This window comes from Amycolatopsis sp. NBC_00438, assembly GCF_036026695.1.
GTDB lineage: Bacteria > Actinomycetota > Actinomycetes > Mycobacteriales > Pseudonocardiaceae > Amycolatopsis.
Window position 1 is genome coordinate 6,792,684 of the sequence record NZ_CP107923.1, and the last position, 25,347, is coordinate 6,818,030.

Annotated in this window: 24 protein-coding genes, 2 tRNA genes and 1 other RNA gene; 11 read left to right on the plus strand and 16 right to left on the minus strand. The window is 69.6% G+C overall.

Features of this window, described 5'->3' with window-relative positions; translation table 11 throughout:
• Positions 1-23 precede the first annotated feature (23 nt).
• The gene (gene hutH, locus OG494_RS30475; protein ID WP_328444553.1) at positions 24-1,553 is read right to left on the minus strand and encodes a histidine ammonia-lyase; all 1,530 of its coding nucleotides are present in this window, start codon (positions 1,551-1,553) and stop codon (positions 24-26) included.
• An 84-nt stretch (positions 1,554-1,637) separates the two neighbouring features.
• On the opposite strand from hutH, the gene OG494_RS30480 reads away from it, so the two are divergent.
• Complete coding sequence (locus OG494_RS30480; protein WP_328444555.1) at positions 1,638-2,420, plus strand: IclR family transcriptional regulator; 783 nt, start codon at positions 1,638-1,640, stop codon at positions 2,418-2,420.
• Here OG494_RS30480 and OG494_RS30485 read toward each other — a convergent pair.
• Positions 2,417-2,845 carry a hypothetical protein gene (locus OG494_RS30485; protein WP_328444557.1) on the minus strand — a complete coding sequence of 143 codons (429 nt, stop codon included), beginning with the start codon at positions 2,843-2,845 and terminating at the stop codon, positions 2,417-2,419. The two genes, OG494_RS30480 and OG494_RS30485, sit on opposite strands and share 4 nt — an antisense overlap.
• A gap of 30 nt (positions 2,846-2,875) precedes the next feature.
• Here OG494_RS30485 and OG494_RS30490 point away from each other — a divergent pair, with 30 nt between their 5' ends.
• Complete coding sequence (locus tag OG494_RS30490; RefSeq protein WP_328444559.1) at positions 2,876-3,130, plus strand: hypothetical protein; 255 nt, start codon at positions 2,876-2,878, stop codon at positions 3,128-3,130.
• Between the two features lie 63 nt (positions 3,131-3,193).
• Here OG494_RS30490 and OG494_RS30495 read toward each other — a convergent pair whose 3' ends face one another.
• Complete coding sequence (locus OG494_RS30495; protein WP_328444561.1) at positions 3,194-4,201, minus strand: type IV toxin-antitoxin system AbiEi family antitoxin; 1,008 nt, start codon at positions 4,199-4,201, stop codon at positions 3,194-3,196.
• Between the two features lie 271 nt (positions 4,202-4,472).
• Here OG494_RS30495 and OG494_RS30500 point away from each other — a divergent pair, with 271 nt between their 5' ends.
• Both OG494_RS30500 and OG494_RS30505 read left to right on the plus strand, forming a co-directional pair.
• Positions 4,473-5,699, plus strand: a complete 1,227-nt coding sequence (locus OG494_RS30500) for an MFS transporter (RefSeq protein ID WP_328444563.1) — start codon at positions 4,473-4,475, stop codon at positions 5,697-5,699.
• An 85-nt stretch (positions 5,700-5,784) separates the two neighbouring features.
• A complete protein-coding gene (locus OG494_RS30505) occupies positions 5,785-7,077 on the plus strand; it encodes a diguanylate cyclase (protein WP_442874510.1) in 1,293 nt (430 codons plus the stop codon).
• A gap of 6 nt (positions 7,078-7,083) precedes the next feature.
• Here the strand turns inward: OG494_RS30505 and OG494_RS30510 are convergent, their stop codons facing one another.
• Both OG494_RS30510 and ssrA read right to left on the minus strand, forming a co-directional pair.
• A complete protein-coding gene (locus OG494_RS30510) occupies positions 7,084-7,305 on the minus strand; it encodes a hypothetical protein (RefSeq protein WP_247061315.1) in 222 nt (73 codons plus the stop codon).
• A 686-nt stretch (positions 7,306-7,991) separates the two neighbouring features.
• Positions 7,992-8,359: a transfer-messenger RNA gene (gene ssrA, locus OG494_RS30515) on the minus strand.
• A 161-nt stretch (positions 8,360-8,520) separates the two neighbouring features.
• On the opposite strand from ssrA, the gene OG494_RS30520 reads away from it, so the two are divergent.
• The 5 genes from OG494_RS30520 (at position 8,521) to OG494_RS30540 (ending at position 12,797) form a co-directional block, all read left to right on the plus strand.
• Positions 8,521-9,195 carry a sensor domain-containing protein gene (locus tag OG494_RS30520; protein ID WP_328444567.1) on the plus strand — a complete coding sequence of 225 codons (675 nt, stop codon included), beginning with the start codon at positions 8,521-8,523 and terminating at the stop codon, positions 9,193-9,195.
• A complete protein-coding gene (locus OG494_RS30525) occupies positions 9,192-10,325 on the plus strand; it encodes a sensor histidine kinase (protein WP_328444569.1) in 1,134 nt (377 codons plus the stop codon). The genes OG494_RS30520 and OG494_RS30525 overlap by 4 nt, the downstream gene beginning before the upstream one ends.
• Before the next feature lie 39 nt (positions 10,326-10,364).
• Positions 10,365-11,006, plus strand: coding sequence for a response regulator transcription factor (locus OG494_RS30530; RefSeq protein WP_328444571.1), 642 nt, complete (start codon positions 10,365-10,367; stop codon positions 11,004-11,006).
• Positions 11,007-11,125: 119 nt separating this feature from the next.
• Positions 11,126-11,353 (plus strand): hypothetical protein, encoded by a 228-nt coding sequence (locus OG494_RS30535; protein WP_328444573.1) that lies wholly within the window; start codon positions 11,126-11,128, stop codon positions 11,351-11,353.
• Positions 11,354-11,462: 109 nt separating this feature from the next.
• Positions 11,463-12,797 carry an acyltransferase family protein gene (locus OG494_RS30540; protein WP_328444575.1) on the plus strand — a complete coding sequence of 445 codons (1,335 nt, stop codon included), beginning with the start codon at positions 11,463-11,465 and terminating at the stop codon, positions 12,795-12,797.
• Here OG494_RS30540 and OG494_RS30545 read toward each other — a convergent pair.
• From OG494_RS30545 to OG494_RS30580, 8 genes are all read right to left on the minus strand, one after another.
• The gene (locus OG494_RS30545) at positions 12,787-13,683 is read right to left on the minus strand and encodes an amidohydrolase family protein (protein WP_328444577.1); all 897 of its coding nucleotides are present in this window, start codon (positions 13,681-13,683) and stop codon (positions 12,787-12,789) included. The two genes, OG494_RS30540 and OG494_RS30545, sit on opposite strands and share 11 nt — an antisense overlap.
• Positions 13,680-14,162, minus strand: a complete 483-nt coding sequence (smpB, locus tag OG494_RS30550) for an SsrA-binding protein SmpB (RefSeq protein ID WP_247061279.1) — start codon at positions 14,160-14,162, stop codon at positions 13,680-13,682. The genes OG494_RS30545 and smpB overlap by 4 nt, the downstream gene beginning before the upstream one ends.
• A 46-nt stretch (positions 14,163-14,208) precedes the next feature.
• Positions 14,209-15,102 (minus strand): permease-like cell division protein FtsX, encoded by an 894-nt coding sequence (gene ftsX / locus OG494_RS30555; RefSeq protein ID WP_328444579.1) that lies wholly within the window; start codon positions 15,100-15,102, stop codon positions 14,209-14,211.
• A gap of 45 nt (positions 15,103-15,147) precedes the next feature.
• The gene (ftsE, locus tag OG494_RS30560; RefSeq protein ID WP_247061275.1) at positions 15,148-15,837 is read right to left on the minus strand and encodes a cell division ATP-binding protein FtsE; all 690 of its coding nucleotides are present in this window, start codon (positions 15,835-15,837) and stop codon (positions 15,148-15,150) included.
• A 111-nt stretch (positions 15,838-15,948) separates the two neighbouring features.
• Complete coding sequence (gene prfB, locus OG494_RS30565) at positions 15,949-17,052, minus strand: peptide chain release factor 2 (protein ID WP_328444581.1); 1,104 nt, start codon at positions 17,050-17,052, stop codon at positions 15,949-15,951.
• Between the two features lie 63 nt (positions 17,053-17,115).
• On the minus strand, positions 17,116-17,616 hold the full coding sequence (locus OG494_RS30570) for a PadR family transcriptional regulator (protein WP_328444583.1): 501 nt from the start codon (positions 17,614-17,616) through the stop codon (positions 17,116-17,118).
• A 379-nt stretch (positions 17,617-17,995) separates the two neighbouring features.
• Positions 17,996-18,072 (minus strand) — tRNA-Met (locus OG494_RS30575).
• Between the two features lie 79 nt (positions 18,073-18,151).
• On the minus strand, positions 18,152-18,730 hold the full coding sequence (locus tag OG494_RS30580) for a TetR/AcrR family transcriptional regulator C-terminal domain-containing protein (RefSeq protein WP_328444585.1): 579 nt from the start codon (positions 18,728-18,730) through the stop codon (positions 18,152-18,154).
• A gap of 92 nt (positions 18,731-18,822) precedes the next feature.
• Here OG494_RS30580 and OG494_RS30585 point away from each other — a divergent pair, with 92 nt between their 5' ends.
• A complete protein-coding gene (locus tag OG494_RS30585; RefSeq protein ID WP_328444587.1) occupies positions 18,823-20,244 on the plus strand; it encodes an FAD-dependent monooxygenase in 1,422 nt (473 codons plus the stop codon).
• Between the two features lie 133 nt (positions 20,245-20,377).
• On the opposite strand, the gene OG494_RS30590 is transcribed toward OG494_RS30585, so the two are convergent.
• Positions 20,378-20,451: transfer RNA gene (locus tag OG494_RS30590), tRNA-Met, on the minus strand.
• A 67-nt stretch (positions 20,452-20,518) separates the two neighbouring features.
• On the minus strand, positions 20,519-23,503 hold the full coding sequence (locus OG494_RS30595) for a UPF0182 family protein (RefSeq protein ID WP_328444589.1): 2,985 nt from the start codon (positions 23,501-23,503) through the stop codon (positions 20,519-20,521).
• A 149-nt stretch (positions 23,504-23,652) separates the two neighbouring features.
• Here OG494_RS30595 and OG494_RS30600 point away from each other — a divergent pair, with 149 nt between their 5' ends.
• Entirely contained in the window at positions 23,653-24,204 is a 552-nt protein-coding gene (locus OG494_RS30600) for a PPA1309 family protein (protein WP_328444591.1), read from the plus strand.
• A 22-nt stretch (positions 24,205-24,226) separates the two neighbouring features.
• Here OG494_RS30600 and OG494_RS30605 read toward each other — a convergent pair whose 3' ends face one another.
• Entirely contained in the window at positions 24,227-25,252 is a 1,026-nt protein-coding gene (locus tag OG494_RS30605; protein ID WP_442874511.1) for a YlbL family protein, read from the minus strand.
• Positions 25,253-25,347: the final 95 nt, after the last annotated feature.

Genomic DNA, 25,347 nt, shown 5'->3' on the forward strand with positions numbered 1-25,347 from the left:
TGTTTAGGGCGGTTAGAACCGCCCTAAACACTCACGAGAGCGGCGGCGTCGAGGACGGCGCCGGAGCGGACGAGTTCTTCGGCGGCCGCGATCTCGGGCGCCAGGTGCCGGTCGGGGCCGGGGCCCTCGACCTTGGTGCGGAGCAGGTCCCGGACGCGGCCGGTGACCGGTGACGGCTCGAGCGGCGCCCGGAAGTCGAGCGCCCGGGCCGCCGTCAGCAGCTCGATGGCGAGCACGGTCGTCAGGCCGTCGACGGCCTTGCGCAGCTTCCGCGCGGCCGACCAGCCCATGGAGACGTGGTCCTCCTGCATGGCGCTGCTCGGGATGGAGTCCACGGACGCCGGCACGGCGAGCCGCTTCAGCTCACTGACGATGGCGGCCTGCGTGTACTGCGCGATCATGTGCCCGGAGTCGACGCCGGGGTCGTAGGCGAGGAACGGCGGCAGGCCGTGCGAGCGCGCCTTGTCGAGCATCCGGTCGGTGCGGCGCTCGGCGATGCTGGCCAGGTCGGCGATCGGGATGGCGAGGAAGTCCAGCACGTACGCGACGGGCGCGCCGTGGAAGTTGCCGTTGGACTCGACCCGGCCGTCGGCCAGCACGACGGGATTGTCCACCGCGGACGCGAGTTCGCGTTCGGCGACGAGTTCGGCGTGCGCGAGGCTGTCGCGCGCGGCGCCGTGGACCTGCGGGGCGCAGCGCAGCGAATACGCGTCCTGGACGCGGTTGCAGTCCGGGCCGCGGTGGCTCTCGACGATCTTCGAGCCCTGCAGCGCGTCCCACATCCGCGCGGCGCTGAGGGCCTGACCGGGGTGCGGCCGCAGCGACTGCAGATCGGCGGCGAACGCGCGGTCGGTGCCCAGCAGCGCCTCGACGCTCATCGCGGCGGTGAGGTCCGCGATGTCGAACAGCCGGTGCAGGTCGGCGGCGGCGAGCAGCAGCATGCCGAGCATGCCGTCGGTGCCGTTGGTGAGGGCGAGGCCCTCCTTCTCGGCGAGGACGACCGGCTCGATCCCGGCGTGCTTCAGCGCTTCTCCTGCGCTCATGACCTCGCCGCGGTACTCGACGTCGCCCTCCCCCATCAGCGCCAGCGCGACGGCCGCCAAAGGCGCGAGGTCGCCGGAGCAACCGAGGGACCCGTACTCGTGGACGATCGGCGTGATCCCGGCGTTGAGCAGGGCCGCAAGCGTTTGCGCGGTGCCCGGGCGGACGCCGGTGTAGCCGCTGGCGAGGGTCCGCAGCCGCAGCAGCATCAGCCCGCGGACGACCTCGGTCTCGACGGCGGGCCCGGCGCCGGCGGCGTGCGAGCGGATCAGGCTGCGCTGCAGCGCGGTCCGGCTCTCGACGGGGATGTGGCGGGTGGCCAGCGCGCCGAATCCGGTCGAGACGCCGTACGTCGGTGAGACGGCGTGGGCGAGGTCTTCGATGTGCTGGCGGGTCGCGGCGAGGTTCTTCTCGGCCGCGTCCGTGAGCCCGACGGGCGCGTGGCCGCGGACGACGTCGACGACCTGGGCGGCGGTCATGGGTTCCGCACCCAGGAGCACTTTTTCCGGCATGGGCCCATTGGACACGGCGCTTCCCGCTGGTGGGATGCCCCACCGAGTGGTTTCGTCTGGGATCCCAGACATTAGGCTGGGGTCATGGGCGAGAGCAGCGAGGTCCCGGCGCTGCGCCGCGGGCTGGCGGTGCTGCGGCTGCTGGCGACGCGCCCCGGCCCGGTCACGGCGTCGGCGATCGCCCGCGAAGCCGGCCTCCCCCGCTCGACGACGTACCACCTGCTCAGCGAACTCGAAGCCGCCGGTTTTGTCGTGCACCTGCCCGCGGAACGCCGCTACGGCCTGGGCATCGCGGCGTTCGAGCTGGGCTCGGCGTACCTGCGCCACGACCCCCTGGAACGGCTGGCCGGCCCGTTGCTGCGCAAGCTCGTCGACCGCGCCGGCCACACGGCCCACCTCGGCGTCCTGCACGGCAACGAGTCGCTGTACCTGATCAAGGAACGCCCGGCCCGCCCGGAAACGCTGGTGACGGAGGTCGGCGTCCGGCTCCCGGCCCAGCTGACGGCATCAGGCCGCGCAATCCTCCGGCACCTGCCCGCTCCGCACGTCCGGGCGCTGTTCCCGTCGGCTTCGACGTTCGTCCTCCGCACCGGCCGCGGCCCGAGCACCCTGGCCGAGCTGCGCCGCACGCTCACCGCGGAACGCCGGCTGGGCTGGTCGATCGAAGACGGCCACGTCACGGATGGTTTCGCCTCGGTGGCCTGCCCGGTCTTCGACCACGGCGCCCGCCCGCTGGCCGCGATCAGCGTGACCTTGCGCCACCACTGCACGTCAGAGCCGTGCGAAGAGACGTGGCCGGCGCTGGCGGCGGAGGTAGCGGCCACGGCAGCCGAACTGACCACCCGCATCGGCGGCCACCCGGGTTAGCCATCGAGCGCTCCGGCCGCGTCCCGGATGCCGGCGCCCATCGCCAGCATCAGCTCCGGAGCCCGGACTGCTCGCGCGTCGTTGGCCAGCCTGCCCAGCACGTCGTCGTCCTCGACGATCCGGAGCAGCACCTGCACTCCTTCGTCGTCGAGCAGCCCGGGCAACTGCGAGCCCAGGAGCCAGGCGCCCGCGAGCTCGTGATCGAAACCGAATCGGCCGAGCAGGTCCACGTACTCGTCGTACAGAAGATCGAAGTACGTCCCTGATGAGTACCAGGAGATCATCGTGGCGAGGTCGATCGCGTCGCGAGTGGTGAGAACCCGGCGATCCCACCAGGTCAGCAGCTTGAGCAAGGCCAGCGCGGGCACAGCGGGAACCCGGACGGTGAGCCCGCTGGGCAGGAGAACGGACTCAGCTGACGCCACCGCCTAGCGCATGCCGCGGACGTTCATCCGATGGTCGTCGGGCCAGAGGATGGTGCGGTCCGGTTGTTCGATGCCGCCGTAGGGCAGCACGTCGACTTCGATCCCGTCGACGAGGAACGAATGCTCACTGCGGCCGTGCTTTTCGAGCTTGCCGGCGAGCCGTCGGAAATCGTCCCAGCTGCTGACCTCGGCAGCGATGTCGACGTCCCGGGTGGCCCGCTCGGTGACCGTCCGATCAATCCCAGCGACAGGATCGTGCGCGCCGTCGCGCCGACCACCAGGTAGTCCACTCCGGCCGCTCGGGCCGCGGCGTCCACCTGGGTCAGCGCCCGGGTGGCCAGGAGGATTTCAGGATCGGCCGAGGCGGATAAGTCGATCATCACTGGTTCGGATCCGGTCTCCGTGTTCGCGCTGGCGGGGATCTCCCGAAGCCAGCAGGTCGGCGTAGATCAGTGGGGATGGCACCGTCCAAGCATCGGGTTCGGGCCTGTGCCAGAACCGTTCCCGGATGTGGACGTTGCCCCGGTCCTCGGCCCGGACCAGGCGGTGCCGGCCGATGAACCGGGCCGGGAGCTGTTCGGCGTAAAGCGTGAGGGAGGCGGGCCGCAGGTGCGGGTCGATGAGGCCGGCCCCGGCCTCTCCCCCCACCTGGATCCCCAGCGAACGCATCTCGGATTCCGAGTCCGGCCACCACGAGAGGTCGTCCACGGAAAACTCTCCAAGAGCGAGCGCGGCGTGCAGGTTGATCGAATATGCCTCCGACCAGTGGTCGAGCAACTCCCCACCGCGGGCCAGCCTGCGGCCTTCCGCCCCCGTGTAGAGGTAACCGGCCCCGGTGAGCTCGTCGATCACCGCCTTGACGGTTCCCAGCGAGGCTCCGCTCGCTCCGGCCAGCACCCGGTACGGCTGGGCCGCCATGTCCGGCCAGCTGAGGAGGACGAACACCACCCGCAGACCCGCCCGGCCGAAAGCACCGGCCCCGCTCGGCGAAGTTCTCGAACGCGGGACCGCCGGATTGCGACGTCCCCGGACATCGACGAGGACGTCGTCCCAGGCGAGGTGGGCGTTGCCCGCGGTGTCCACGTAGTCGATCCCCAAGGCACGCAGCCGCTCGGCGACCGGTTCGCTGATGTAGGTCGTGACCAGCAACGCCGGGAACCGCGTGGACAGGTTGAGGCTGGTGGCCAGCTCAGGCGTCAGCCGGGGCTTGATCTCGACCCCGTAGGTCCGGGTGACCCCCGACCCCGCCGTGAGCCGCAGCACGGCGTCGACCCGGTGCCTCTCCGCGGATTCGGCGTGTTCCACGGCGAGCACCTCACCGCGGAGCCCGAGCTCGCCCAGCCGCTCGACTGCCACACCGGCCAAGCTTTTCGCGTTCAACGAGCGAGCATGTTCATTTGAATTGAACATGCTCCTATTCTGAACACTCTTCCGCTTCTCCGCAACCCGCCGGGCTGACCTCCACCCGGCGGGCACCCGGCTGGTGCGATCGGGGCAACTGTCACCGAACGCCTCGATTCCGCTCCGCTGGGTGATTACCTTTGGTGCGCAAGAGACACCGGTCGTGGGGGCACGAGGGGAACCGGCGGATGGACGACGTCGTGGCAGCGTGGCAGCCGGGGCACCGATGGTGACCCGGGTGGGCTTCGGCGCGGTCCTGGCCGTCGCCGAGTTCCGGGCGATGTGGGCCGCCGAGCTGCTGTCGATCTGCGGTGACCAGCTCGCCCGCGTCGCGCTCGCCGTCCTGGTGTTCCAGCGGACCGATTCGGCCGCGCTGACCGGCCTGACCTACGCCCTCACCTACGTCCCGTCGCTGCTCGGCGGGGTCCTGCTGGCCGGCGCGGGCGACCGGTGGCCGCGCCGCGACGTGATGATCGGGTCCGACCTGGCGCGGGCCGCGCTGGTCGCCGTCATCGCGATCCCCGGCGTCCCACTGTGGGTCCTGTGCGTGCTCGTCGCGGTGATGACGGCGCTCGGCGGGCCGTTCAAGGCGGCGCAGCAGGCGCTGCTGCCGTCCGTCCTCGAAGGCGAGCGCTACCTCGTCGGGATGGCCCTGCGGAACGTCACGATCCAGGGCGCCCAGCTGGCCGGGTTCGCCGGCGGCGGCCTGCTGATCGCGGCCCTCGCCCCGACGGCGGCGCTGGCTCTGGACGCCGTGACGTTCCTGCTCTCGGCCGCGCTGCTGGCCTCCGGCGTGCGACGGCGGCCGGCCGTGGCCGCCCCGACGACGACCGGCGGTCGTGCCTGGCTGGCGTCGACGACGGCCGGCGCCCGGCTGATCCGGCGCGATCCGGCGCTGCGGACGCTGGTCGCGCTCAACTGGCTGGCCGGCTTCTACATCGTCCCGGAGGCGCTGGCCGCGCCGTACGCGGCCGGCATCGGCGCGGGCGCGACGCTGGTCGGGCTGATCATGGCCGCGGACCCGGCGGGCAGCGTGCTCGGCGGGTTCGTCTTCGGCAAGTGGATCCCGGAAGCGACGCAGGTCCGTGTGCTCGGCTGGCTGGGCATCGCGGCCGGGCTGCCGCTGATCGTGTTCGTCGTCCGGCCGGGGCTCGTGCCGGCGGTGCTGCTGCTGGCCGCGTCCGGGCTACTGGCGACCGGCTACAACATCCAGGGCACGGTCTCGTTCATGCGGCGGGTGCCGGACGAGCACCGCGCGCGGTGCGCCGGCGTGAACTCCGCGGGCCTGATCACCGTGCAAGGGGTGGGCGCGGCGGCCGCCGGCGTGCTGGCCGACGTGCTGAGCCCGGCGCACACCATCGCGGTGGCCGGCGCGGCGGGGGCCGCCGTGGCCGTGCCGATCGCGCGTGCGTGGCGCCGGGTCAGACTGCTGGACTCGGAGGGAGAGCGATGACATCAGTTGTCGCGACCGCACATGGCGCGCCTCCTTTCGCCGGCTCGACCCGTGCCGCCTGCGTCACCGGGCGGACACCATGAGTATGCGGAGCGGCGGTGGAGCATCGCGCGTTGTGCCACGCTTTCGTGACGTCTTCGTCTCGCCACGGCGCTGGGCACTGTGGCGGCAAGGCCTGCGGGTGACCACGTATTGCCTGGTCAGCGAGGCCATCGCGGTGGTGCTGACAGTGAAGCCGTCGCCCATCGAAGTCGATCGGCGGACGCTGGCGATCCTCGGCGTCCTGCTGGCGCTCGGCGTGCTGCAGTCGGAGACGGGACGCCGTGTCGAGCGGATCCGCCGCCGCGTCTCGGGCACGCCGCACATCAACATGACGTCGGTCTGGACGTTCGCCGGTGTGCTGCTGCTCCCGCCGGCGCTGCTCGCGGTGCTGGTCGGCGGCCTGTACCTGCACCTGGCGATGCGCAGCTGGTACCGCCTGCAGCGCGTCCCGGCGTCCCGGACGATCAGCAACGCGGCGATCATCCTGCTGTCCTGCTACGCGGCCCAAGGCGTCCTGCGCCTGGCGGGCTTCGACGACGTCCGCGCGGCGCTGGCCCACCCGTGGCCCGGCACGTTCGCGGTAGCAGGAGCCGGCGCGACGTTCTTCGTGGTCAACGCCCTGCTGGTGCTGCCCGCGCGAAGGGAGATCGGCCGTACCCCGGAAGCCCTGTTCGGCACGTGGTCCGACAACGGCCTGGAGGTGGCGACGCTGTGCCTGGGCGCGTTGAACGCGCTGGCGATCACGCTGTTGCCGGGCTTGGTGGTGCTGGTCCTGCCGCCGCTGTTGTTGCTGCACCGCACGGTCCTGGTCAAGCAACTGGAGGTGGCCGCCCACCGGGACGACAAGACGGGTCTGTACAACACGAGCGGCTGGCACGCCCAGGCCGAGCGCACGCTGGCCGGCGCGGCCCGGCAGGGCGGCACGTTCGGTCTGCTGATGCTGGACCTGGACCACTTCAAGCAGGTCAACGACACCTATGGCCATCTGGCCGGTGACGCGGTGCTCCGAGCGGTGGCCGAGGCGATCATCGCGGCGGTCCGTGGCCGCGGCGACGCGGTGGGCCGGTTCGGCGGTGAGGAGTTCGTGGTCCTGTTGCCGGGAATCGCCCACCCGGACATCAGCGCGGTGGCGGAGCGGATCCGCCGGGCGATCAGTGCGCTGAGTGTCCCGGTGGGGCAGCTGCAGGTGACGGGCCTGTCAGTCTCGATAGGCATCGCGGCCTACCCGAGCGCAGGTACGGCGCTGCAAAGACTCCTGGACGCCGCGGACACCGCTCTCTACCACGCGAAAGCCACGGGCAGGAACAAGGTGGTCCACGTAGCGGACCTGGTCTAGCAGGGGTTATGAGGCCCGGACGAAGCGACGTCGCCCGGAAGAGGCATCGAGCCCCAGCATGGCGAGCAGTTCGGCACACTCGGTGACGTCCGAGGAGTGCCCGGCAACGGTGATGACGGCTTTGTCGTTCTGCTCGGCAAGCCGTTCGGCTTCCTCAGCCCGGATAACACCCATCCGGCTGTCTTCGTCGTTGGCGGTGGAGCTGCCATTGGATCGGGCCCAGGTCATCTGGCACCTACTTCCGGCACGGGCATCCCCGGCCGAGACCGACCGGAACCCACAACCATTCGTCGACCCACAGCATGACATCCCGAGTGAAATCACCCACAAGGAGGTCCCCCACAGCACCCTCAGTGAACACCCCAACACGACAACCTGAGCCCCACCCAGCCACCCGGACGAGACCCAAACCCCCCACTAGAACCAAAGCAAACACCCACACACGCCCCGCACCCAAAAGCACCCCAAGACCCCCACAAAGCAAGCCAGCCAAACAAACGCCCAGCAAACCAGCCCCAGCAAACCAGCCCCGGCACACCAAGCCCCCACAAGCCAGACAGGCAACCAAGACCCCAGCAAAGCCAGACAGGTGCACCAAGACCCCCAGCACAGCTAGACAGGTGCACCCACACCCCCAGCGAAACCAGACAGGTGCACCAAGGCCCCCAGCGAAACCAGACGGGTACACCAACACGCCCAGCGGAGCCAGACAGGCACACCCACACACCCAGCGCAGCCAGACAGGTGCACCAACACGCCCGAGTCAGCCACGGGAGCAGGGGCAAGGGGCGGCAGCCCCAGGGGGGGTCCAGGGGGCGGAGCCCCTTGGCGGGGGTCTGGGGGTCCGACCCCCAGAGACAATGGACGAAACCGAAGAGAAGGCCCAAGCTCCGAAGGAGCGAGGGCCTTCTCGAAGGTGGAGGTGCCGGGAATTGAACCCGGGTCCTCTGGCGTATCGACAGGACTTCTCCGTGCGCAGTCCGCTTCGTCTCTACTCGGCCCCTTCAATCACGCGAACAAGCTGAAGTGACGGGCCCAGCCACTGTTTGCTTCACGGCAGGTCCCCGTGGCCGGGACTGCCGCTGAGCCTCCTAGCTGATGCCGGTACCCGGGTCGGAGGCACACCCGGGCCGACAGAGACGCACTCGCTCAGGCGGCGAGGGCGTACTCGCGCTGATTGGAATCGGCGCTTATTCGATTGCGATGACGCTTACGGTGGTCTCTCGCCTGCACCGGCACGCTTCTCCTGGCTCAACGTCCAAAGTCGAAACCGTTCACCCCCTTGGTGGGACACAACCCGTACAGCATAACGCGTGGCGCCAGCCCTTTAGTCCAGGGCGGGGTAGGGCCAGCCCTACCGGCGGGATGCCCGCGCGCACCATGTCGGCCGGCGGTCCGGCGAACGATGCTTGGGGGCATCGTGGGACTGAAGGGAGCCAGGTCATGGCTAGCGAGAGGCGGGATCCGCCGTTCGGCGGTTCGGTGGTTTTCCTGCTGATGAACCTGCCGTTGGGGGTGGCGGCGTTCACGGTCTTGACGTCGTTGACGGCGGCCGGGCTGGGGACGGTCGTGGTGTGGGTGGGGGTTCCGCTGCTGGCGTTGCTGGTGCTGGGGATCCGCGGCGCGGCGCGGATGGAGCGGGCGCGGGTCTACGCGTTGCTGGACCGGTACATAGATCTGCCGTACCTGCCGTTGCCGGCGGGGAAGCAGAGCCTGCGCTGGAAGGCGCGGCTGAAGGATCTGTCGACGTGGCGGGACCTGCTGTACTTCTTCGTGTTGTTCCCGCTCGGGCTGATCGAGTTCACGCTGGTGACGGCGTTCTGGTCGACGAGCCTGGCGCTGGCGGGGCTGCCGGTCTACTTCCGGTGGCTGCCGGGTGGCGCGTACTACTTCCCGTCGGACGACGTGCGGTGGTTGACCGTGGACTCGACGGTGGACGCGCTACCGTGGGCGGCGCTGGGGGTGTTGTTCATCGCGTTGTCCGTGGCGCTGACCAAGGCGCTGGCGGGGACGCACGCCCGGCTCGCGAACGCGCTGCTCGGCCCGACCGTCGCCCAGCGCCGTCGGATGGAGCGCTGGTGGGAAGAAGCCGAAGAGAAGCACCTGGTGGCGGGATGACGCCGGAGCAACGCCAGCTCGAGCACCCGCGGCCGCACCCGGCTCGCACGATCGGGTACATGCTCCTGAGCTTCGTCTTCCGGCTGCTGCAGTTCGTGCTGATCGTCACGGGGATCTCGGTGGGGGTCGGCACGGCGGTGGTGTGGGTCGGGTTCCCGATCCTGCTGGCGACGACGAGCTTCATCCGCTGGTCGGCGGATCGGGAGCGGGGCTGGGCCGGGCGGATGCTGCGGGTGCCGTTGCCGCCGGTGGAGCGGCGGGCCTACGGCGACGAGCCGGTGCTGCGGCGGTGGCTGATCCGGTTGAGCGACCCGACGACGTGGCGGGACCTGGCGTACCTGATGGCGGCGTTCCCGCTGGCGTGCGCGGAGTTCGCGATCGCGATCGCGTCGATCGTGCTGCTGCCGATGGCGATCTGGGTGACGCCGTGGCTGGGCTGGCTGCACGGGGAGCTGGCGATCGCGTTGCTGGGCCCGAACCGCACGAAGCGGCTGGAGCAGAAGGCCGAGCGGCTGCAGGCTTCGCGGGCGCGGGGTGTGGACGCGGCCGAGGCGGAGCGCCGGCGCATCGAGCGTGACCTGCACGACGGCGCGCAGCAGCGGCTGGTGGCCGTCGCGATGAGCCTGGGGCGGGCGAAGTCGAAGTTCGACCACGATCCCGAGGCCGTCCGCGAGCTGATCGACGAGGCGCATTCGGACGCGAAGCTCGCGGTGTCGGAGCTGCGTGACCTGGCCCGCGGGATCTACCCGGCGGTGCTGGGCGACCGCGGCCTGGACGCGGCGCTGTCGGCTCAGGCGGCGAAGTCGCCGATCCCGGTGGACGTCACGGTGAACGTGGACCCGCGGCCGCCGGCGGCGGTGGAGACGACGGCGTACTTCATCGTCGGCGAGACGCTGACGAACATCGCGAAGCACTCCGGCGCGAAGGAGGCCGAGGTGAAGGTGTGGCGCGACGACGCGCACGTCGTCGTCGAGATCACCGACAACGGCCACGGCGGCGCCGAGATGCGGCCCGGCGGCGGTCTGGCCGGCCTGGCCGACCGCGCCGCGACGATCGACGGTGTGATCACCGTGGTGAGCCCGGTCGGCGGGCCGACCGTAATCCGGGCTGACCTCCCCTGCGAATGGTGAATAGGCTGGGCCCCGATCATCGGAGAACCTGGGGGCCGGATGCGGGTAGTGATCGCCGAGGACGCCGTGCTGCTGCGGGCCGGGGTCACCCGCCTGCTCGCCGACGAAGGCATCGAGACGGTGGCGGCCGTCGACAACGGGGACGAGCTGCTGGGCGCGGTCCTGGAACACCGCCCTGACCTGGCGATAGTCGACGTCCGCATGCCCCCGACGTTCACCGACGAGGGCCTGCGCGCCGCCCTCGCGGCCCGCAAGGAGGTGCCGGGGCTCCCGGTGCTGGTGCTCTCGCAGTACGTCGAGGAGTCGTACGCGGTCGAGCTGCTCTCAGGTGGCGCCGGCGGCGTCGGCTACCTGCTGAAGGAGCGCGTGGCGGACGTCGCGGACTTCCTCGACGCGGTCCGCCGGGTGGCGAACGGCGGCACGGCGATCGACCCGGACGTAATCGCCCAGCTGATGGCCCGCGGCCGCCGCAACCCACTGGACGCCCTGACCGCGCGCGAGTCCGAGGTGCTGGGCCTGATGGCCCAGGGCCTGTCGAACACGGCGATCGCCAACTCTCTGGTGGTCTCGCACGGCGCGGTGGAGAAGCACATCGGCAACATCTTCGCGAAACTCGGCCTGGAGGCGAGCGCGGAGGAACACCGTCGCGTCCGTGCGGTCCTCACCTATCTCGGCCGGTGAGCGGACGCTCGGTGACCGAAAGCCCCGTAAGGTGGACGCTGGGTCACCCGTTCTGGCGGCGGCGTCCTCGAGTCCCCTCACCTACCATGAGCGGACCCGACGGAGAGAGGAGAGCGCGGATGTCCGACCAAGCCCGCTGCGTCCGCTTCTTCGGTGGACCGCTCGACGGCCGGGTCCAGGAGCTGGGCGACAACGAGCCCGGCGCCGTCATCCGGCACATCCACCTCCACGCCGGCCCGAAGATCGAGACGCGTTACGAGCTCGGCCTCACCGAGGACGGCTGGGAGTACCGCGTCGCCGCGTCGTCGCGCAGTGAGGCCGAACCCGACGGCATCCGGGAGTCCTGAGCCGTCCGGCGGTAGGGAGAACCCCCGGAGGACGCGGGGGTGAACAGGACCCCCAAGAGGGCGGTCAGCACCGCTGTTCCGGCAGGTCGAAGCGACCAGGCTCTACCGCATGCAGACAAGCCAGGGGGTCGCGCGAGGCGGCCGGGACAGGTTCCTCGACGTCGTCCGGGCGGGGGCCATCCTCGCCGTCATCGCCCAGCACTGGGTCATGCCGGTGCTCTCCTACTCCGACGGCAACCTCGCCACCGGCAACGCGCTGGCGACGCCGGGCTGGTGGGTCGTCACCTGGCTGTCGCAGGTGATGCCGCTGGTCTTCTTCGCCGGGGGCGCCGCCAACCTCATCTCGCTGCGTCGCGCCGAGTCGCCGCGCACGTGGCTCGCCGCGCGGGTCCGGCGGCTGATGGTGCCGGTGCTGCCGCTGCTGGCCGTCTGGCTGGTCGTGCCGGACTTCCTGCGCGGCCTGGGCATCCCGCCGCAGCCGTTGCAGGTCGCCAGTGCGATCGCCGCGCAACTGCTGTGGTTCCTCGCGGTGTACGTCCTGGTCGTGCTGCTCACGCCGGTGATGGTCGCCGCGCACCGCCGCTGGGGCCTGAAGGTGCCGCTGGTGATGGGGGTGGCCGGCGTGCTCGTCGACGTCGCGCGCTTCAACGACCTCGGCTACATCGGTTACGCCAACGCGATCTTCGTCTGGGTCGCGGTGCACCAGCTGGGCTTCCACTACGTCGAAGGCCGCCTCGGTTCGCTGACCCGCCGCGGCGCGCTGGCACTGTCGGGCGCCGGCTTCGGCATCACGGCGCTGCTGGTGGCGTTCGGCCCGTACCCGGCCAGCATGATCGGCATGCCGGGTGCGCCGGTGTCGAACATGAGCCCGCCGACCGTGCTGCTCGCTTTCCTCGCCGTCGGCCAGATCGGCTTGCTGCTCGCCTTCCGCCCGCAGCTCAACGCGCTTGCGGAGCGGCCTGGCATCGGGAACGTCCTCGGCTGGCTCGGCGCGCGGTTCATGAGCGTCTACCTGTGGCACATGCCGGCGCTGATCGTGGTGGCGGGCGTGACGGTGTACGGCCTCGGTTACGAGACCCCGGCGCCGGGGACGCTGCTCTGGCTGGTCATGGCGCCCGCGTGGTTCGCGGTGTGCGGCCTGGTCCTGCTGGGCCTGCTGCGGCTGTTCGCCCACTTCGAGATCCAGCGCGACACCTTCGCGGTGACGGCGAAGCTGCCGCAGCTGATCGTGGCCGGGCTGATGGTCTCCGGTGGCCTGCTCGGCCTCGCCGCCCACGGTTTCGCCCCGCTGTCTGAGGGCATCGTGCACGGCCCGGTGCCGTGGGTGCTCCTCGCGACGGCCGGCTTCCTCTTGGCGGGCAAGCACATCCCGGTGACGGACCTGGGCACCCGGCTGCTGGGCCGCGCGGTGACCGTCTCGGAACGGGCCACCGTCAGGCGTTGAGCAACCGCAGCGGGGTGTCGTGCAGGACGGCCCGCAGGAACGGCTCCCCCAGGCGATCGTCGGCCGCCCAGCCGGCGATCGCCTGCAGCTGTGTCGCGTAGGAGTACGGGATGTTCGGGAAGTCGGTACCCAGCACCACCCGGTCGGCGACGTCCGCGAGCCGCGACGTCCAGTCCGCCGGCAGCGGCGACATCGCCTCGGCGAACGGCACTCCGACCATCGTGGTGTCGAGGTGCACCCGCGGGTACTTGGCGAGCAGGTCGAACGCGGCGCCGAACTCCGGCATCGCCGAGTGCGCGAGCACCGCCGTCAGCCGCGGATGGCGCGCCAGCACCTCTTCGAACACCCGCAACCCGGTGAAGTCGCCCCGCAACGGTCCGTGTCCACAGTGGACGACCACGGGCACGCCCGCGTCGGCGAGCGAACCCCACACCGGCGTCAGGTGCTCGTCACGCGGGTCGTACGCACCGACCTGGACGTGCGCCTTGAACACCTTCGCACCCGCCCGCAGCGCACTGTCCACACCGGACCCCGCGCCCGGCTCCGGGTAGAACGTGCCGGTCGGCACGGCGTCCGGGACCCGCGCCGCGAACTCGAGCGCCCACTCCGTCAGCCACTGCGCCATGCCCGGCTTGTGCGGGTAGACCAGCGGCGCGAACCGCCGGACTCCCAGCGTCTTCAGGGTGGCGATCCGGTCCTGCTCGTCGGTGCGGTAGTGCACCGGCCACTCGGTGCCGTAGTGCGTCGTGGCCCGGTCGAAGTACGCCCAGACCTTGTCCATCACCGGTTTCGGCAGGAAGTGGACGTGCAGGTCGACCAAGCCCGGCAGGCCCAGCGACGACGTCCAGCGGGCGACGTCGGCGTCGTCGGCGGGCCCGGCCGTCACTCCGTGAACCGGCCCTTCAGGGCGCGGCCCATGGCCTTGCTGATGTCCCGCTCCGCGTCGCGCTTGGCGAGCGTCTGCCGCTTGTCGTAGGCCTTCTTGCCCTTGGCCAGAGCGATCTCGACCTTGACCTTGCCGTCCTTGAAGTACATCGACAGCGGCACCAGCGAGAGCCCGCTCTCCTTGGTCTTGCCGATGAGCTTCTCGATCTCGCGGCGGTGCAGCAGCAGCTTCCGGGTCCGTCGCGGGGTGTGGTTGGTCCACGTGCCCTGCGTGTACTCCGGGATGTGCACGTTGCGCAGCCAGACTTCGCCGTCGTCGACGGTCGCGAACGCGTCGGCCAGCGACGCCTTGCCCTCGCGCAGGCTCTTGACCTCGGTGCCGACGAGCACGAGACCGCACTCATAGGTGTCGAGGATGGAGTAATCGTGCCGCGCCTTGCGGTTCGACACGATCACCTTCTGGCCAAGTTCCTTGGGCATACGACCACTCTACGTGATTCTCCGGGCGGCAAGCAGCTGCTTTACGTCAGTGCCGGACGTACAGCCGCAGCGTCACGTAACCGGTGAGGGCGGAGATCAGCACGGACACCCCGAGCAGGATCGGCGCGACCGGGAACAGCAGTTCCAGCATGGTGATCTTCGGGAACACGTCGCCGGTGAACACCGAGTCCAGGAAGCCGGCCTTGGTGATGATCAGCATGATGATCCCGAGGATCGCGCCGACCGCGCCGGCGACCACCGCCTCCAGGAGGAACGGTAGCTGCGTGTACCACCGCGTCGCGCCGACGAGCCGCATGATGCCGACCTCCGTGCGCCGGGTGAACGCGGACACCTGGATCGTGTTGGCGATCAGCAGCAGGGCGGCGATCGCCATGATGAGCGCCGCGCCGAAGGCCATGTTCCGGACGCCGTTGAAGGCGTTGAACACGCGGTCGAGGAACTTCTTCTGGTCGTCGACCTTCCGCACGCCCGGCTTGGTGCTGTAGGCCTGCACGATCGACTCGCTGCGGTCCGGGTCCTTCAGCTTCACGTGCAGTGACGCGGGCAGCGACTCGGGGCCGGTGAGGGCGATCAGCTCGGGCTGGCTCTCGAAGATCTTCTTGAACCGGTCGAAGGCCTGGTCGCGGTTCTCGAACACGACCGACTCGACGCCGTCATTGCCCTGCAGGTCCGAGCGCAGCGACTCGCACAGCGACTGGGTGCAGTTCTTGTCGTTCGCGCTGATGTCGTCGGTGAGGTAGACCGAAACCTCGACGTCGGCGAGGAAGTTGGACTTCATCTTGTCGATCGTCCGCACGGCCAGCAGGCCGCCGCCGAGCATGGCGAGCGACACGGCCGTGGTCAGCATCATCGCGATGGTCATCGTGATGTTCCGGCGCAGGCCGGTGATTACCTCACTGAAGACGAAACTGGCGCGCATGTCGGGTGCAGGTCCTTGGGGTCGGGGGCGTGCGGGGGTGGGCGGTCAGCGGCCGATGCCGTAGACGCCGCGGGCGTCGTCGCGGACCACCCGGCCGAGCTGCAGCTCGACGACGCGGCGCCGCATGGAGTCGACGATGCCGTGGTCGTGGGTCGCCATCAGGACGGTCGTGCCGGTGCGGTTGATCCGCTCCAGCAGCAGCATGATGTCCTGGCTGGTGTCGGGGTCCAGGTTCCCGGTCGGTTCGTCGGCGAGCAGCACCAGCGGCCGGTTCACGAACGCGCGCGCGATCGCGACGCGCTGCTGCTCACCACCGGAGAGCTCGTTGGGCAGCCGGTCCGCCTTGCCGTCGAGGCCGACGAGCTCCAGCACCTCGGGGACGACCTTCTTGATGGTCGGGCCGGGCTTGCCGATGACCTCGAGGGCGAACGCGACGTTCTCCGCGACGGTCTTGTTGGCCAGCAGGCGGAAGTCCTGGAAGACGCAGCCGATGGTCTGCCGCAGGCGGGGGACCCGGCGGCGGGCCAGCTTGGCGACGTCGAAGTTGGACACCACCACGCGGCCCTTGCTGGGAGTCTCTTCGCGCAGCAGGAGCCGGAGAAAGGTCGACTTCCCCGATCCCGAAGGACCGATGAGGAAGACGAACTCACCCTTTTCGATGTCGACGGACACCCGCTCGAGCGCGGGCCGCGTCGAGGTCTTGTAGACCTTGGAAACCTCTTCGAGCCGGATCACGATTCGGCATACTACCCACCGGTCTCGTGAAGCCCCGGTTGCCTGTGCCACCCGGGTGGAGCAAGGGGCGTTTGCGCACGGTGAGCGGTCACACAACCACCCCTTGCACCGTTAAACGGCAGCGGACTGCTTCCGCCAGCGGATGCCGGCGTCGAGGAAGCCGTCGATCTCGCCGTCGAGCACCGCGGACGGGTTGCCGACCTCGAACTCGGTCCGCAGGTCCTTCACCATCTGGTACGGGTGCAGCACGTAGGAGCGCATCTGGTTGCCCCAGCTGGACCCGCCGTCCTTGAGAGCGTCCATCTCGGCGCGCTCTTCCTCCTTCTTCCGCAGCATCAGCCGGGCCTGGAGGACCTTCAGCGCGGCGGCCTTGTTCTGCAGCTGCGACTTCTCGTTCTGGCAGGAGACGACGATGCCGGTCGGCAGGTGCGTGATGCGCACCGCGGAGTCGGTCGTGTTGACGCTCTGGCCACCGGGGCCCGACGAGCGGTAGACGTCGACGCGGATGTCCTTCTCCGCGATGTCGACGTGGTCGACCTCTTCGACCTCGGGCAGCACCTCGACGTGCGCGAACGACGTCTGGCGGCGGCCCTGGTTGTCGAACGGCGAGATCCGGACGAGCCGGTGGGTGCCCTGCTCGACCGAGAGGGTGCCGTAGACGTAGGGGGCGGTCACCGTGAACGTCGCCGACTTGATGCCCGCCTCTTCGGCGTAGGAGATGTCGTAGACGTTGGTCGGGTAGCCGTGCCGCTCGGCCCAGCGCATGTACATGCGAAGCAGCATCTCGGCGAAGTCCGCGGCGTCGACGCCGCCGGCCTCGGAGCGGATGGTGACGACGGCGTTGCGGTCGTCGTACTCGCCGGAGAGCAGGGTGCGGACCTCGAGGCCGTCGATGGCCTTGCCGAGTTCGGTCAGCTCACCCTCGGCCTCGCCCATGCTGCCGGCGTCACCCTCGTCACCGGCGAGCTCGTACAGCACGCCCAGGTCGTCGAGCCGCTGGCGCAGGTCGCTGACCCGCCGCAGCTCGCTCTGCCGGTGGGAGAGCTGGCTGGTCACCTTCTGCGCCGCTTCGGGGTCGTCCCAGAGGTTGGGGCTCGAAGCCTGCTGCTCCAGGTCGGCCACCTGCGCGCGCAACGCGTCGAGGTCCATCACCGACTCGATCTGCGTCAGCTTGCCGGTCAGGTCCTTCAACGCCGCGTCGAACTCATCACTCACGTTTGTCGAGGTTACGGCAAAACCCACGACCGGTCGCGAGCACCGGTCGTGGGCGCGTGAACGTCAGGCCGACGGGATGGCGTCGAGCAGCTTCAGCGCGGCCTTGGCCTGCGCCTGGGCGAACTCGGCGACGGCCTTTTCGTAGGGCCCTTCGGCCGACTTGGTGGCTGTCTTCGCGTCGTCGAGCTGCTGGCCGTAGCTGGTGCGCGCCGACTCGAGCAGCGACCCGCGCTGCTTCGCGGTCAACGACCCGGCGTGCACGAGCCGCAGGATGAGCGGGCTGCGCAGGTGGTCGGGACCGGCCTCGGACGTCAGCCAGGCCTTGAAGGCCTTCTTGCCGGCGGCGGTGATCAGGTACTGCTGGCTGGAGCGCGGACCCTGCTTGCCGAGCCGGACGAGACCTTCCTTGGACAGCGCCGGGAGCTCCCGGTACACCTGGCTGCGGGTGACGCTGAAGAAGGCACCGAAGCGCTCACCGGCGCCCGCGACGAGCTGCCCGCCGGTGGCGGGACCGTCGTGGAGCAGACCGAGCAGGGCGGCGGCTGTTGCATTCAATTCGGACACGCCCTCTACATTCCCACTTATCGGCGCCTGTGTCCACAGTGGTCAGCAGATCTGTCCATTGTGGCTAGTGAGATCCCCTCGTTCGGCCCAATCCGCTCTGGTCCACAGTGGACCCCGGACACGCAGCGCAACCACGGTGGCCACACATTGGTCCGACCAGCCGCATGCGGACGGCCCTGACAACCACCAGGCAGGTGAGTTCGGCGGACGACCGTCCTCAGTTGGCCCACTGTGGACACGCACCGCAACCACGCGAAACCCGGCTTCATCCGACGGAATCCGCAGTCATTCGACAGTTTCGCGGAAAAGTCGGCGGCGAAAGTCGTACGAACATGACAAAAGAGGCGCGTTCCCGGTTTCCCGAGAACGCGCCTCCTGGTGGTAGCGGGGACAGGATTTGAACCTGCGACCTCTGGGTTATGAGCCCAGCGAGCTACCGAGCTGCTCCACCCCGCGCCGTTGTGGTACTTGAGAAAGATTACACGGGGTCGCCAAGGCCTTTACACGGGGGGTACCGAAACTCGCTGACCTGGGGTTATCCCGTTTTGAGCCAGCCACGGGCACCACCGAGGACGATCTCCAGGCCGTCGTCGAACCGCGCGTCGACGTCCGTGAGCACCGCGCCGCCCGGCGCCCCGCGGTAGCGCTCGTCCAGCTGCCCCGGCGTCGGGTAGACGGCCTGCTCTTCGATGGTGAAGCCGACGACGAAGCTGTAGACGGTGAAGAGCACCTGGTCGGCCCGCCGTCGGTCCAGGCCGGCGTTGACGCTCCGGCGGAACGGGTACTCCCCGACCAGGCCCAGGTCGCCGAGGTAGGTCCCGGCGAAGACCTTCCCGCCGTCGCGGTAGCCGAGCATCATCCGGCGCAGCGCCCGGGCGCGGTAGGCGACGGTCTCCCACTCCCCCAGCGGCTCCGGCGGCTCCCGGTCCGCGTCGGCGTACATCTGGGTCGCCATCTCGTCGAGCAGCTCCTGCTTGCTCTTCAGGTGCCAGTAGAGCGCCGGCGCCTTGACGCCGAGATCGGCGGCGATGAGCCGCAGCGTGAGCCCGTTCAGGCCCACCTCGTTGAGCAGCTTCAGCCCGGCGCGGGCGATGTCCCGCCTGGTCAGGGCCATGTTCGCGGTCTCCTCAGCTTCCCGGCTTGACAGTTTAACGATGTTAAGGGCATCCTCGGGACACGTCAATTTAACGTTGTTAAGGGGATTTCATGAACGAGCTGACGGCGGAGGTGGTCGTCGCCGGGGCGGGGCCGACCGGGCTGATGCTGGCGAACGAGCTGGCCCTGGCCGGGGTGGCCGTCGTGGTGCTGGAGCGCCTGGCGGAGCGCACCGGCCTGTCGAAGGCCTTGAACCTCCAGCCACGCACCGCGGAGGTCCTGGACCTGCGCGGCCTGCTGGGCCGGGCGGAGCAGCGGTCGTTCGCGACGGTCGCGGAGGGCCATTTCGCGATGCTCCCGGTGAGTTACGCCGGCTGGGACACGCGCCACCCGTACCAGCTGGGCATCCCTCAGGCCCAAGTGGAGGCGGCGCTGGAGGAGCGCCTGGCCGAGCAGGGCACGAAGGTCCTCAGAGGCCAGGAGCTGACGAGCTTCACCCAGGACGCCGAAGGCGTCACGGTCACCACGACCACCACGACGATCCGAGCGGCGTACCTGGTGGGCTGCGACGGCGGCCGAAGCGCCGTCCGCAAAGCACTGCGGCTGCCGTTCGAGGGTATCGACGGCCGAGGCCACGGAGTGGTGGCGGACGTCCGGTTCGCGGCAACCCCACCAGGCGCCCAGAGCGAGTGGCGCTCGATGCGCAACATCGTCACCGCGGACGGCGTCGGCAAGTACACGGGCCTGATCCCGTTGTCGGAACCGAACCTGTACCGCCTGGCCTACGGAGACCGCCTGAACCGCCCGGCGAACCTCCGAGCGGAAGTGACGGACGGAGAAGTCCGCGACGTGATCACCAAGACGTACGGCGCGGCGACGAAGGTCGAAGAGATCCGCTGGGCATCCCGTTTCGGAGACGACTCGAGGCTGGCCGCGAAGTACCGAGTAGGCCGGGTTCTCCTGGCGGGCGACGCAGCCCACACGCATTTCCCGGCAGGAGGCCAGGGTCTCAACCTGGGCGTCCAGGACGCCATGAACCTGGGCTGGAAACTGGCCGCACAGCTGAAAAGCAAGGCCCCGGCGAACCTGCTGGACACCTACGAACAGGAACGCCGCCCGGTGGCGGAGGCAGTGGTACAAAACGTAGCGGCCCAGTCGGCGCTGATCCCCGCGACCCCCGAGCTTTTGGCGCTGCGAACAGTCTTCCGGGCGATGTCCGAACTCCCGGAAGCCCAGCATTACTTGTCAGGCTTGGTATCAGGCCTGAGCATCAGCTACAAGGCCCCCCAGAACGCCCACCCGGCAACAGGAACCCGCCTACCGGACTTCAAAACCAGGACGGGCCACGCAAGCGACTGGTTCCACAAGGGAAAGTTCGTCCTGCTGACCACAACCCCCACAGAACCCCCACACCCCGACGTAGAGGTAGCAGCAGTACCCGAACTCCCCTGGCCAGACCTGACAAGGGCCCTGATCCGCCCAGACGGCCACGTAGCAAACACAACTGGGAAGACCAAGGGCTGGCTGACCTGAGAACCCAGCCACACGAAGGGGGGGTCCAGGGGCGGCGAAGCCCCCCTGGCGGGGGTCTGGGGGTCCGACCCCCAGGGGAAATGCGAAGGAGGCCCGGCCGACGCGTTCCGTCGGCACAGGCCTCCTACATCCGTAGCGGGGACAGGATTTGAACCTGCGACCTCTGGGTTATGAGCCCAGCGAGCTACCGAGCTGCTCCACCCCGCGTCGTGTCCCTTACTTTACGCCTTGGTTTCCGTGGGGCGCAAAGCAGGGGTCACTTAGGTAATCGACGTCACCCGCCGGGCTGGCTGGTGGGGGTGGTGCTGGGTGTGGTGGCCGGTTGTGCCTTGGCCGATTGGTAGGCCTTCGCGGCCGTGTCGAGGGCGGCCAGGGCCGCTCCCTGGTCGGCGAAGTTGCCGGATTTCTGGGCGGCTTGGAGTTTCACGATGGCCGCTTCGATGTCGGCGGCGGCCTTGTCGAGGGCCGCGTTGCCGCCGCCGGTGTTGGGCGGTGTCGTGGTCGGTGTGGTCGGCGTGGTCGTGGTCGGCTGGCCGGTCTGGGGTGGTGTGGTCGTGGACGTTCCGGTGCCGAAGACCTGGTCGAGAGCTTCCTGGAGGGTGGCGCCGTAGCCGACCTTGGGTCCGTAGGAGACAAGGACACGGGCCAGCTGCGGGTAGCTGTTCTGGTTGCGCTGCCGGATGTAGACGGGTTCGACGTAGAGGAACCCTTCGGCGACCGGCAGCGTGATCAGGTTGCCGTAGATCGGGATGACGTTGGGGTTGTTGAACAGGGTCCGGTCCTGCGCGACGCGTGGATCGCTCTGGAACCGGTTCTGGACCTGGACCGGTCCGTCGACCTGGGTGGCTCCGGTGGCCGCGCTGGGCAGCTGGAGGACGCGGATCTTGCCGTAGTCGACCGGGTCGGAGGACACCGACATCCAGGACGCGAGGTACTGGCGTTGGAGGCCGGTGAGGGAGCTGGTCAGCTGGAACGTCGGTTTGGTCTGGCCCGGGGTGTCGGCGAGGACGTAGTAACCGGGCTGGTTGGCGGCGCCGGCCGCGGCGGGGTTGGCGCCGCCTTCGGCGGTCGGGTCCTGCGGGACGCTCCAGAAGGCCTGCTGGGAGTAGAACTCCTGCGGGTTGCTCACGTGGTAGCGGGACAGGAGCTCACGCTGGATCTTGAAGAGGTCTTCGGGGTACCGGAAGTGGGACCGCAGGTCCGGGGAGATCTCGGAGCTGGGTTTCACGAGTCCGGGGAAGACCTTCTCCCAGGCGTTGAGGACCGGTTCCTTGTCGTCGATCGAATACAGGTTCACGGTGCCGTTGAAGGCGTCGACCGTGGCCTTGACCGAGTTCCGGATGTAGTTGATGGAGCTGTTGCCCTGGCGCGCGACGCCGTTGAGGGAGTCGTTCGTGGCCGCGCCGAGCTGCGTCTGCTGCGAGTACGGGAAGTTGTTGATGGTGGTGTAACCGTCGATGATCCACTGGATCTTGCCGTCGACGACCGCGGGGTACGGGTCGCCGTCGAGGGTCAGCCACGGCGCGACCTTGCTGACGCGATCGCGCGGGTCGCGGTTGTACATGATCTTCGAGTTGTCGCCGATGGCGTCGGAGAACAGGATGTTCCGTTCGCCGTACTCGGCGGCGAAAGCCAGGCGGTTGAACCAGTTGTCGATCGGGACGCCGCCGGTGCCGTTGTAGGTGTAGCGGTCGGTGGCGGTGTCGTACTCGCCGGGCGCGTTGCCCGAGGTGCCGCCGACGATGGCGTAGTCGGAGTCTGCGGCGGACAGCTCGCCGTAGTAGATGCGGGGCTGCTTGACCTCGATGCCGGGGGCGCCGCCGTTGGCACCGGCGCCGGTCGGGTTCTGGGTGTCGCTGGTGGTGGCGATCGGGTAGCCGCCGTCGGAGTTGGCGTCCTTGACCGCGCGGTCGATCGTGTTGGCCGGCGCGGCGACGAAGCCGTTGCCGTGGGTGTAGACGAGGTGCTTGTTGATCCAGCTGGTCTGGTTGCCGGTCAGGCCCTCGGTCTTGATCTCCTTGGCCGCGACGATGTAGTCCTGCGTGGTGCCGCCGACGGTGTAGCGGTCGATGTCGAGCTTGGCCGGGAAACCGTAGAAGTTTTCGCGGCCGACGCGCTGGGTGAACGTGTCGGAGAGGACGTTCGGGTCGAGCAGCCGGATGTTCGACATCGTCCCGGTGTCGGCGTTGACCTGGGCCGCGGTCGCGTCGGACTTGCCGGTGTACTGCTGGTACTGGACGTCGGTCAGGCCGAACGCCTTGCGGGTGGCGTCCATGTTGCGCTGGATGGACGTCGCTTCCTTCTCGTTCGCGTTCGGCTTCACCGAAAACTGGTCGAGGATGGCGGGCCAGGCGACGCCGACCAGGATGCTCGACAGGATCAGCAGCACGAGCGCGATGGCCGGCAGCTGCAGGTTGCGCAGGGACGCGCCGGCGAAGAACGCGATCGCGCAGATCACCGAGATGCACAGCAGGATCAGCTTGGCGGGCAGGACCGCGTTCAGGTCGGTGTAGGTGGCGCCGATGAACAGCGGCGCGCCCCGGTCGGACAACAGCAGGTTGTACCGGTCGAAGAAGTACTCCGCGGCCTTCAGCAGCACGAAGAGGCCGACCGTGATGGCGAGCTGCGCGCGGGTCGGGCCGGCGAGCTGGCCGCCCTTGCCGGCGAGCCGGATGCCGCCGAAGACGTAGTGCGAGATCAGCGCGCCGAAGAAGGAGATGACGACGGTGATGAACAGCCAGCCGAGCAGCCAGTTGAAGAACGGCAGGTCGAAGGCGTAGAAGCCGACGTCGTTGCCGAACTCGGGATCGGTCTGGCCGAACGAGGTGCCGTTGAGGAACAGCTGCACGACCTGCCAGTCGCCCTGGGCGGACAGCCCGGCGATGAGGCCGGTGAGCACCGGGATGCCGATGCCGAAGAGGCGGATCCGGGCGACGATCGCGGAGCGGTAGCGCGCCAGCGGGTCGTCGGCGCCGGAGATCGGCACGAACACCGGGCGGCTGCGGTAGGCGATCATCAGGCTGATCGCGAGGGCTCCGCCTACGAGCAACCCGACGGCGAAGAAGAGCACGATGCGAGTGACCAGCTGGGTGGTGAACACCGATCGCGCGCCGACCTCGCCGAACCACAGCCAGTCGACGTACGTGTCCAGCAGGCGGGCCCCCAGCAACAACGCGAGCACGATCACCGCGGCGATGATGAGGAGGATCCGGCTGCGCCGGGACAGCTTCGGCAGGCTCACCGGGGGCCGAGTCGCCACGGCACACGCTCCTGTCTTCGTGAATGCTTACACGGGGGCGCGTGCGCCCCCTGGTGACCTAACTCTACGGATGCCGGGGGAAGTTCCCGGGACCCGCCCAAACCGGACTCGCGACGCCGTCGCGCGGGGGCGCCTGCGACCATGTGCGCATGAACGAACCGCACCCGGCCGTCCCCGGTGTCGCCGCACTCGCCCGTGAGATCGAGGAGTTCATGGCCGCGGCCGGCTGGGACCAGCCGCCGCAGCTGTTCGCCCTGGTGCCGACGGCGGCGCTGCTGGACGAGCAGCCGGAGCTGGCCGGGCAGCTGGACCGGGCCAACCCGCTGACGCCGGTGGCGCAGGAGGCCCTGCCCGAGGGCGACCTCGCCGAGGCGCTGGGCCGGATCGCCTGGCCCGATCTGGTCATCGGGTGCGCGCTGGCGCAGGAGATCATCGTGCTGCCGCCGGGCTCGGAGTCGGAGCTGCCGGACGTCGCCGAGGCGGACGCGGAGAGCCTGCGGCGCGCGGCCGCCGACCACCCCCAGCGGACCGAGGCCCGGCTGGTGGCCGCGGTGCTGCGCGAGGGCGACCGCTCGTGCGTCATGCGCCTGCGCGGGATCGGCACGGCCGAAGACGGCGACGAGAGCATCGACGAGATCGTGGAAAGCCCCGACCTGGCCCCGAATCTGATCGAGGCGCTGAAGGCGACGCTGATCCCCTGACGGCCGCTGGGTGCCCGGCCGCTCAGCACGACGCGGTCGGCCGTCCCGCCTTGAGGTTGGCCAGCTGGGCGAGCGCGTCGTCCAGTGTGGACACCTTGATGAGGTTCAGCCCCGACGGCGCCGTGGTCTTGGCCTCGGCGCAGTTGTGCTCGGGCACGAGGAAGTCGGTGGCCCCGGCCTCGCGGGCGCCGACGACCTTGAACGAGATCCCGCCGATCGGGTCGACCTCACCCGTCTCGGTGATCTCGCCGGTGCCGGCGATGTGCCGCCCGCCGGCCAGGTCGCCGGGCTGGAGCCGGTCGATGATCGCGAGGGTGAACATCAGCCCGGCCGACGGGCCGCCGACGTCCTGCAGCGAGATGGTCACGTTGAACGGCGCGTCGGCCCGGTCGACCGCGGTGAGGCCGATGAAGCCCTCCTTGCGGTCGGGGCGCGAAGCGAGGGTGAGCGGCACGGTCCGCTCCGGCTGGCCGTCGGACTGGAAGGTGATCTGCACGGTCTGGCCGGGCAGGGTGCCGGCCAGCGCGGCCCGCACGTCCCCGGCCTCGACGATCTTCTTGTTGTTGACCGTGATCAGCTTGTCGCCGGGGGCCAGCACGTGGTCGGCGGGGCTGCCGGAGACGATCTCCTTCGCCAGCACCTTGACCGGGTAGCCGAGCTTGCGCAGCGCGGCGACCTGGGCGTTGGTCTGCGAGTCCTGCAGCTGCTGGATGTTCTCCTGCTTGACCTGTTCGTTGGTCTCGCCGGGCTTGAAGTACTCCTCGCGCGGCGCCAGCGCGTACCGGCCGCTCGCCCAGAAGCCGAGGCCCTGGAACAGGGTGACGCCGTCGTGCAGGGAAACGGTCGTCATCCGCAGCTCGCCGGTGGTCTGGAAGGTGCTGTGACCGGCGACCTGGATGACCGGGTTGCCCGCGGCGTCGCGACCGAGCGTGTCGTAGGTCGGGCCCGGGCTGATCGCCACGAACGGCACCGGCACGACCGAACCAAGCACGACGAACACCAGGAACAGCGAGCCGCTGACCACGAGCGTCCAGCCCCGGCGGGTCATCCGCCGGGCCTCGCCCGTCCGCTCCGGCGGAGTTTCCGGCGGGGTCGTCGCGGGGGCGGTCTCGGTGCTCTCCTCGGAGGACTTGGTCACGCCCG

Excerpts from the sequence above, each read along its gene's own strand:
- OG494_RS30600 (WP_328444591.1), top strand. The coding sequence starts at position 23,653 with ATGAACGAACCGCACCCGGCCGTCCCCGGTGTCGCCGCACTCGCCCGT.
- smpB (WP_247061279.1), bottom strand. The coding sequence starts at position 14,162 with ATGCCCAAGGAACTTGGCCAGAAGGTGATCGTGTCGAACCGCAAGGCG.
- OG494_RS30580 (WP_328444585.1), bottom strand. The coding sequence starts at position 18,730 with ATGGCCCTGACCAGGCGGGACATCGCCCGCGCCGGGCTGAAGCTGCTC.
- OG494_RS30605 (WP_442874511.1), bottom strand. The coding sequence starts at position 25,252 with ATGACCCGCCGGGGCTGGACGCTCGTGGTCAGCGGCTCGCTGTTCCTG.
- OG494_RS30530 (WP_328444571.1), top strand. The coding sequence starts at position 10,365 with ATGCGGGTAGTGATCGCCGAGGACGCCGTGCTGCTGCGGGCCGGGGTC.
- OG494_RS30505 (WP_442874510.1), top strand. The coding sequence starts at position 5,785 with ATGCGGAGCGGCGGTGGAGCATCGCGCGTTGTGCCACGCTTTCGTGAC.
- OG494_RS30490 (WP_328444559.1), top strand. The coding sequence starts at position 2,876 with ATGGTCGTCGGGCCAGAGGATGGTGCGGTCCGGTTGTTCGATGCCGCC.
- OG494_RS30500 (WP_328444563.1), top strand. The coding sequence starts at position 4,473 with ATGGTGACCCGGGTGGGCTTCGGCGCGGTCCTGGCCGTCGCCGAGTTC.
- OG494_RS30535 (WP_328444573.1), top strand. The coding sequence starts at position 11,126 with ATGTCCGACCAAGCCCGCTGCGTCCGCTTCTTCGGTGGACCGCTCGAC.
- OG494_RS30480 (WP_328444555.1), top strand. The coding sequence starts at position 1,638 with ATGGGCGAGAGCAGCGAGGTCCCGGCGCTGCGCCGCGGGCTGGCGGTG.
- hutH (WP_328444553.1), bottom strand. The coding sequence starts at position 1,553 with ATGCCGGAAAAAGTGCTCCTGGGTGCGGAACCCATGACCGCCGCCCAG.
- OG494_RS30520 (WP_328444567.1), top strand. The coding sequence starts at position 8,521 with ATGGCTAGCGAGAGGCGGGATCCGCCGTTCGGCGGTTCGGTGGTTTTC.
- OG494_RS30585 (WP_328444587.1), top strand. The coding sequence starts at position 18,823 with ATGAACGAGCTGACGGCGGAGGTGGTCGTCGCCGGGGCGGGGCCGACC.
- ftsX (WP_328444579.1), bottom strand. The coding sequence starts at position 15,102 with ATGCGCGCCAGTTTCGTCTTCAGTGAGGTAATCACCGGCCTGCGCCGG.
- OG494_RS30510 (WP_247061315.1), bottom strand. The coding sequence starts at position 7,305 with ATGACCTGGGCCCGATCCAATGGCAGCTCCACCGCCAACGACGAAGAC.
- OG494_RS30525 (WP_328444569.1), top strand. The coding sequence starts at position 9,192 with ATGACGCCGGAGCAACGCCAGCTCGAGCACCCGCGGCCGCACCCGGCT.
- OG494_RS30540 (WP_328444575.1), top strand. The coding sequence starts at position 11,463 with ATGCAGACAAGCCAGGGGGTCGCGCGAGGCGGCCGGGACAGGTTCCTC.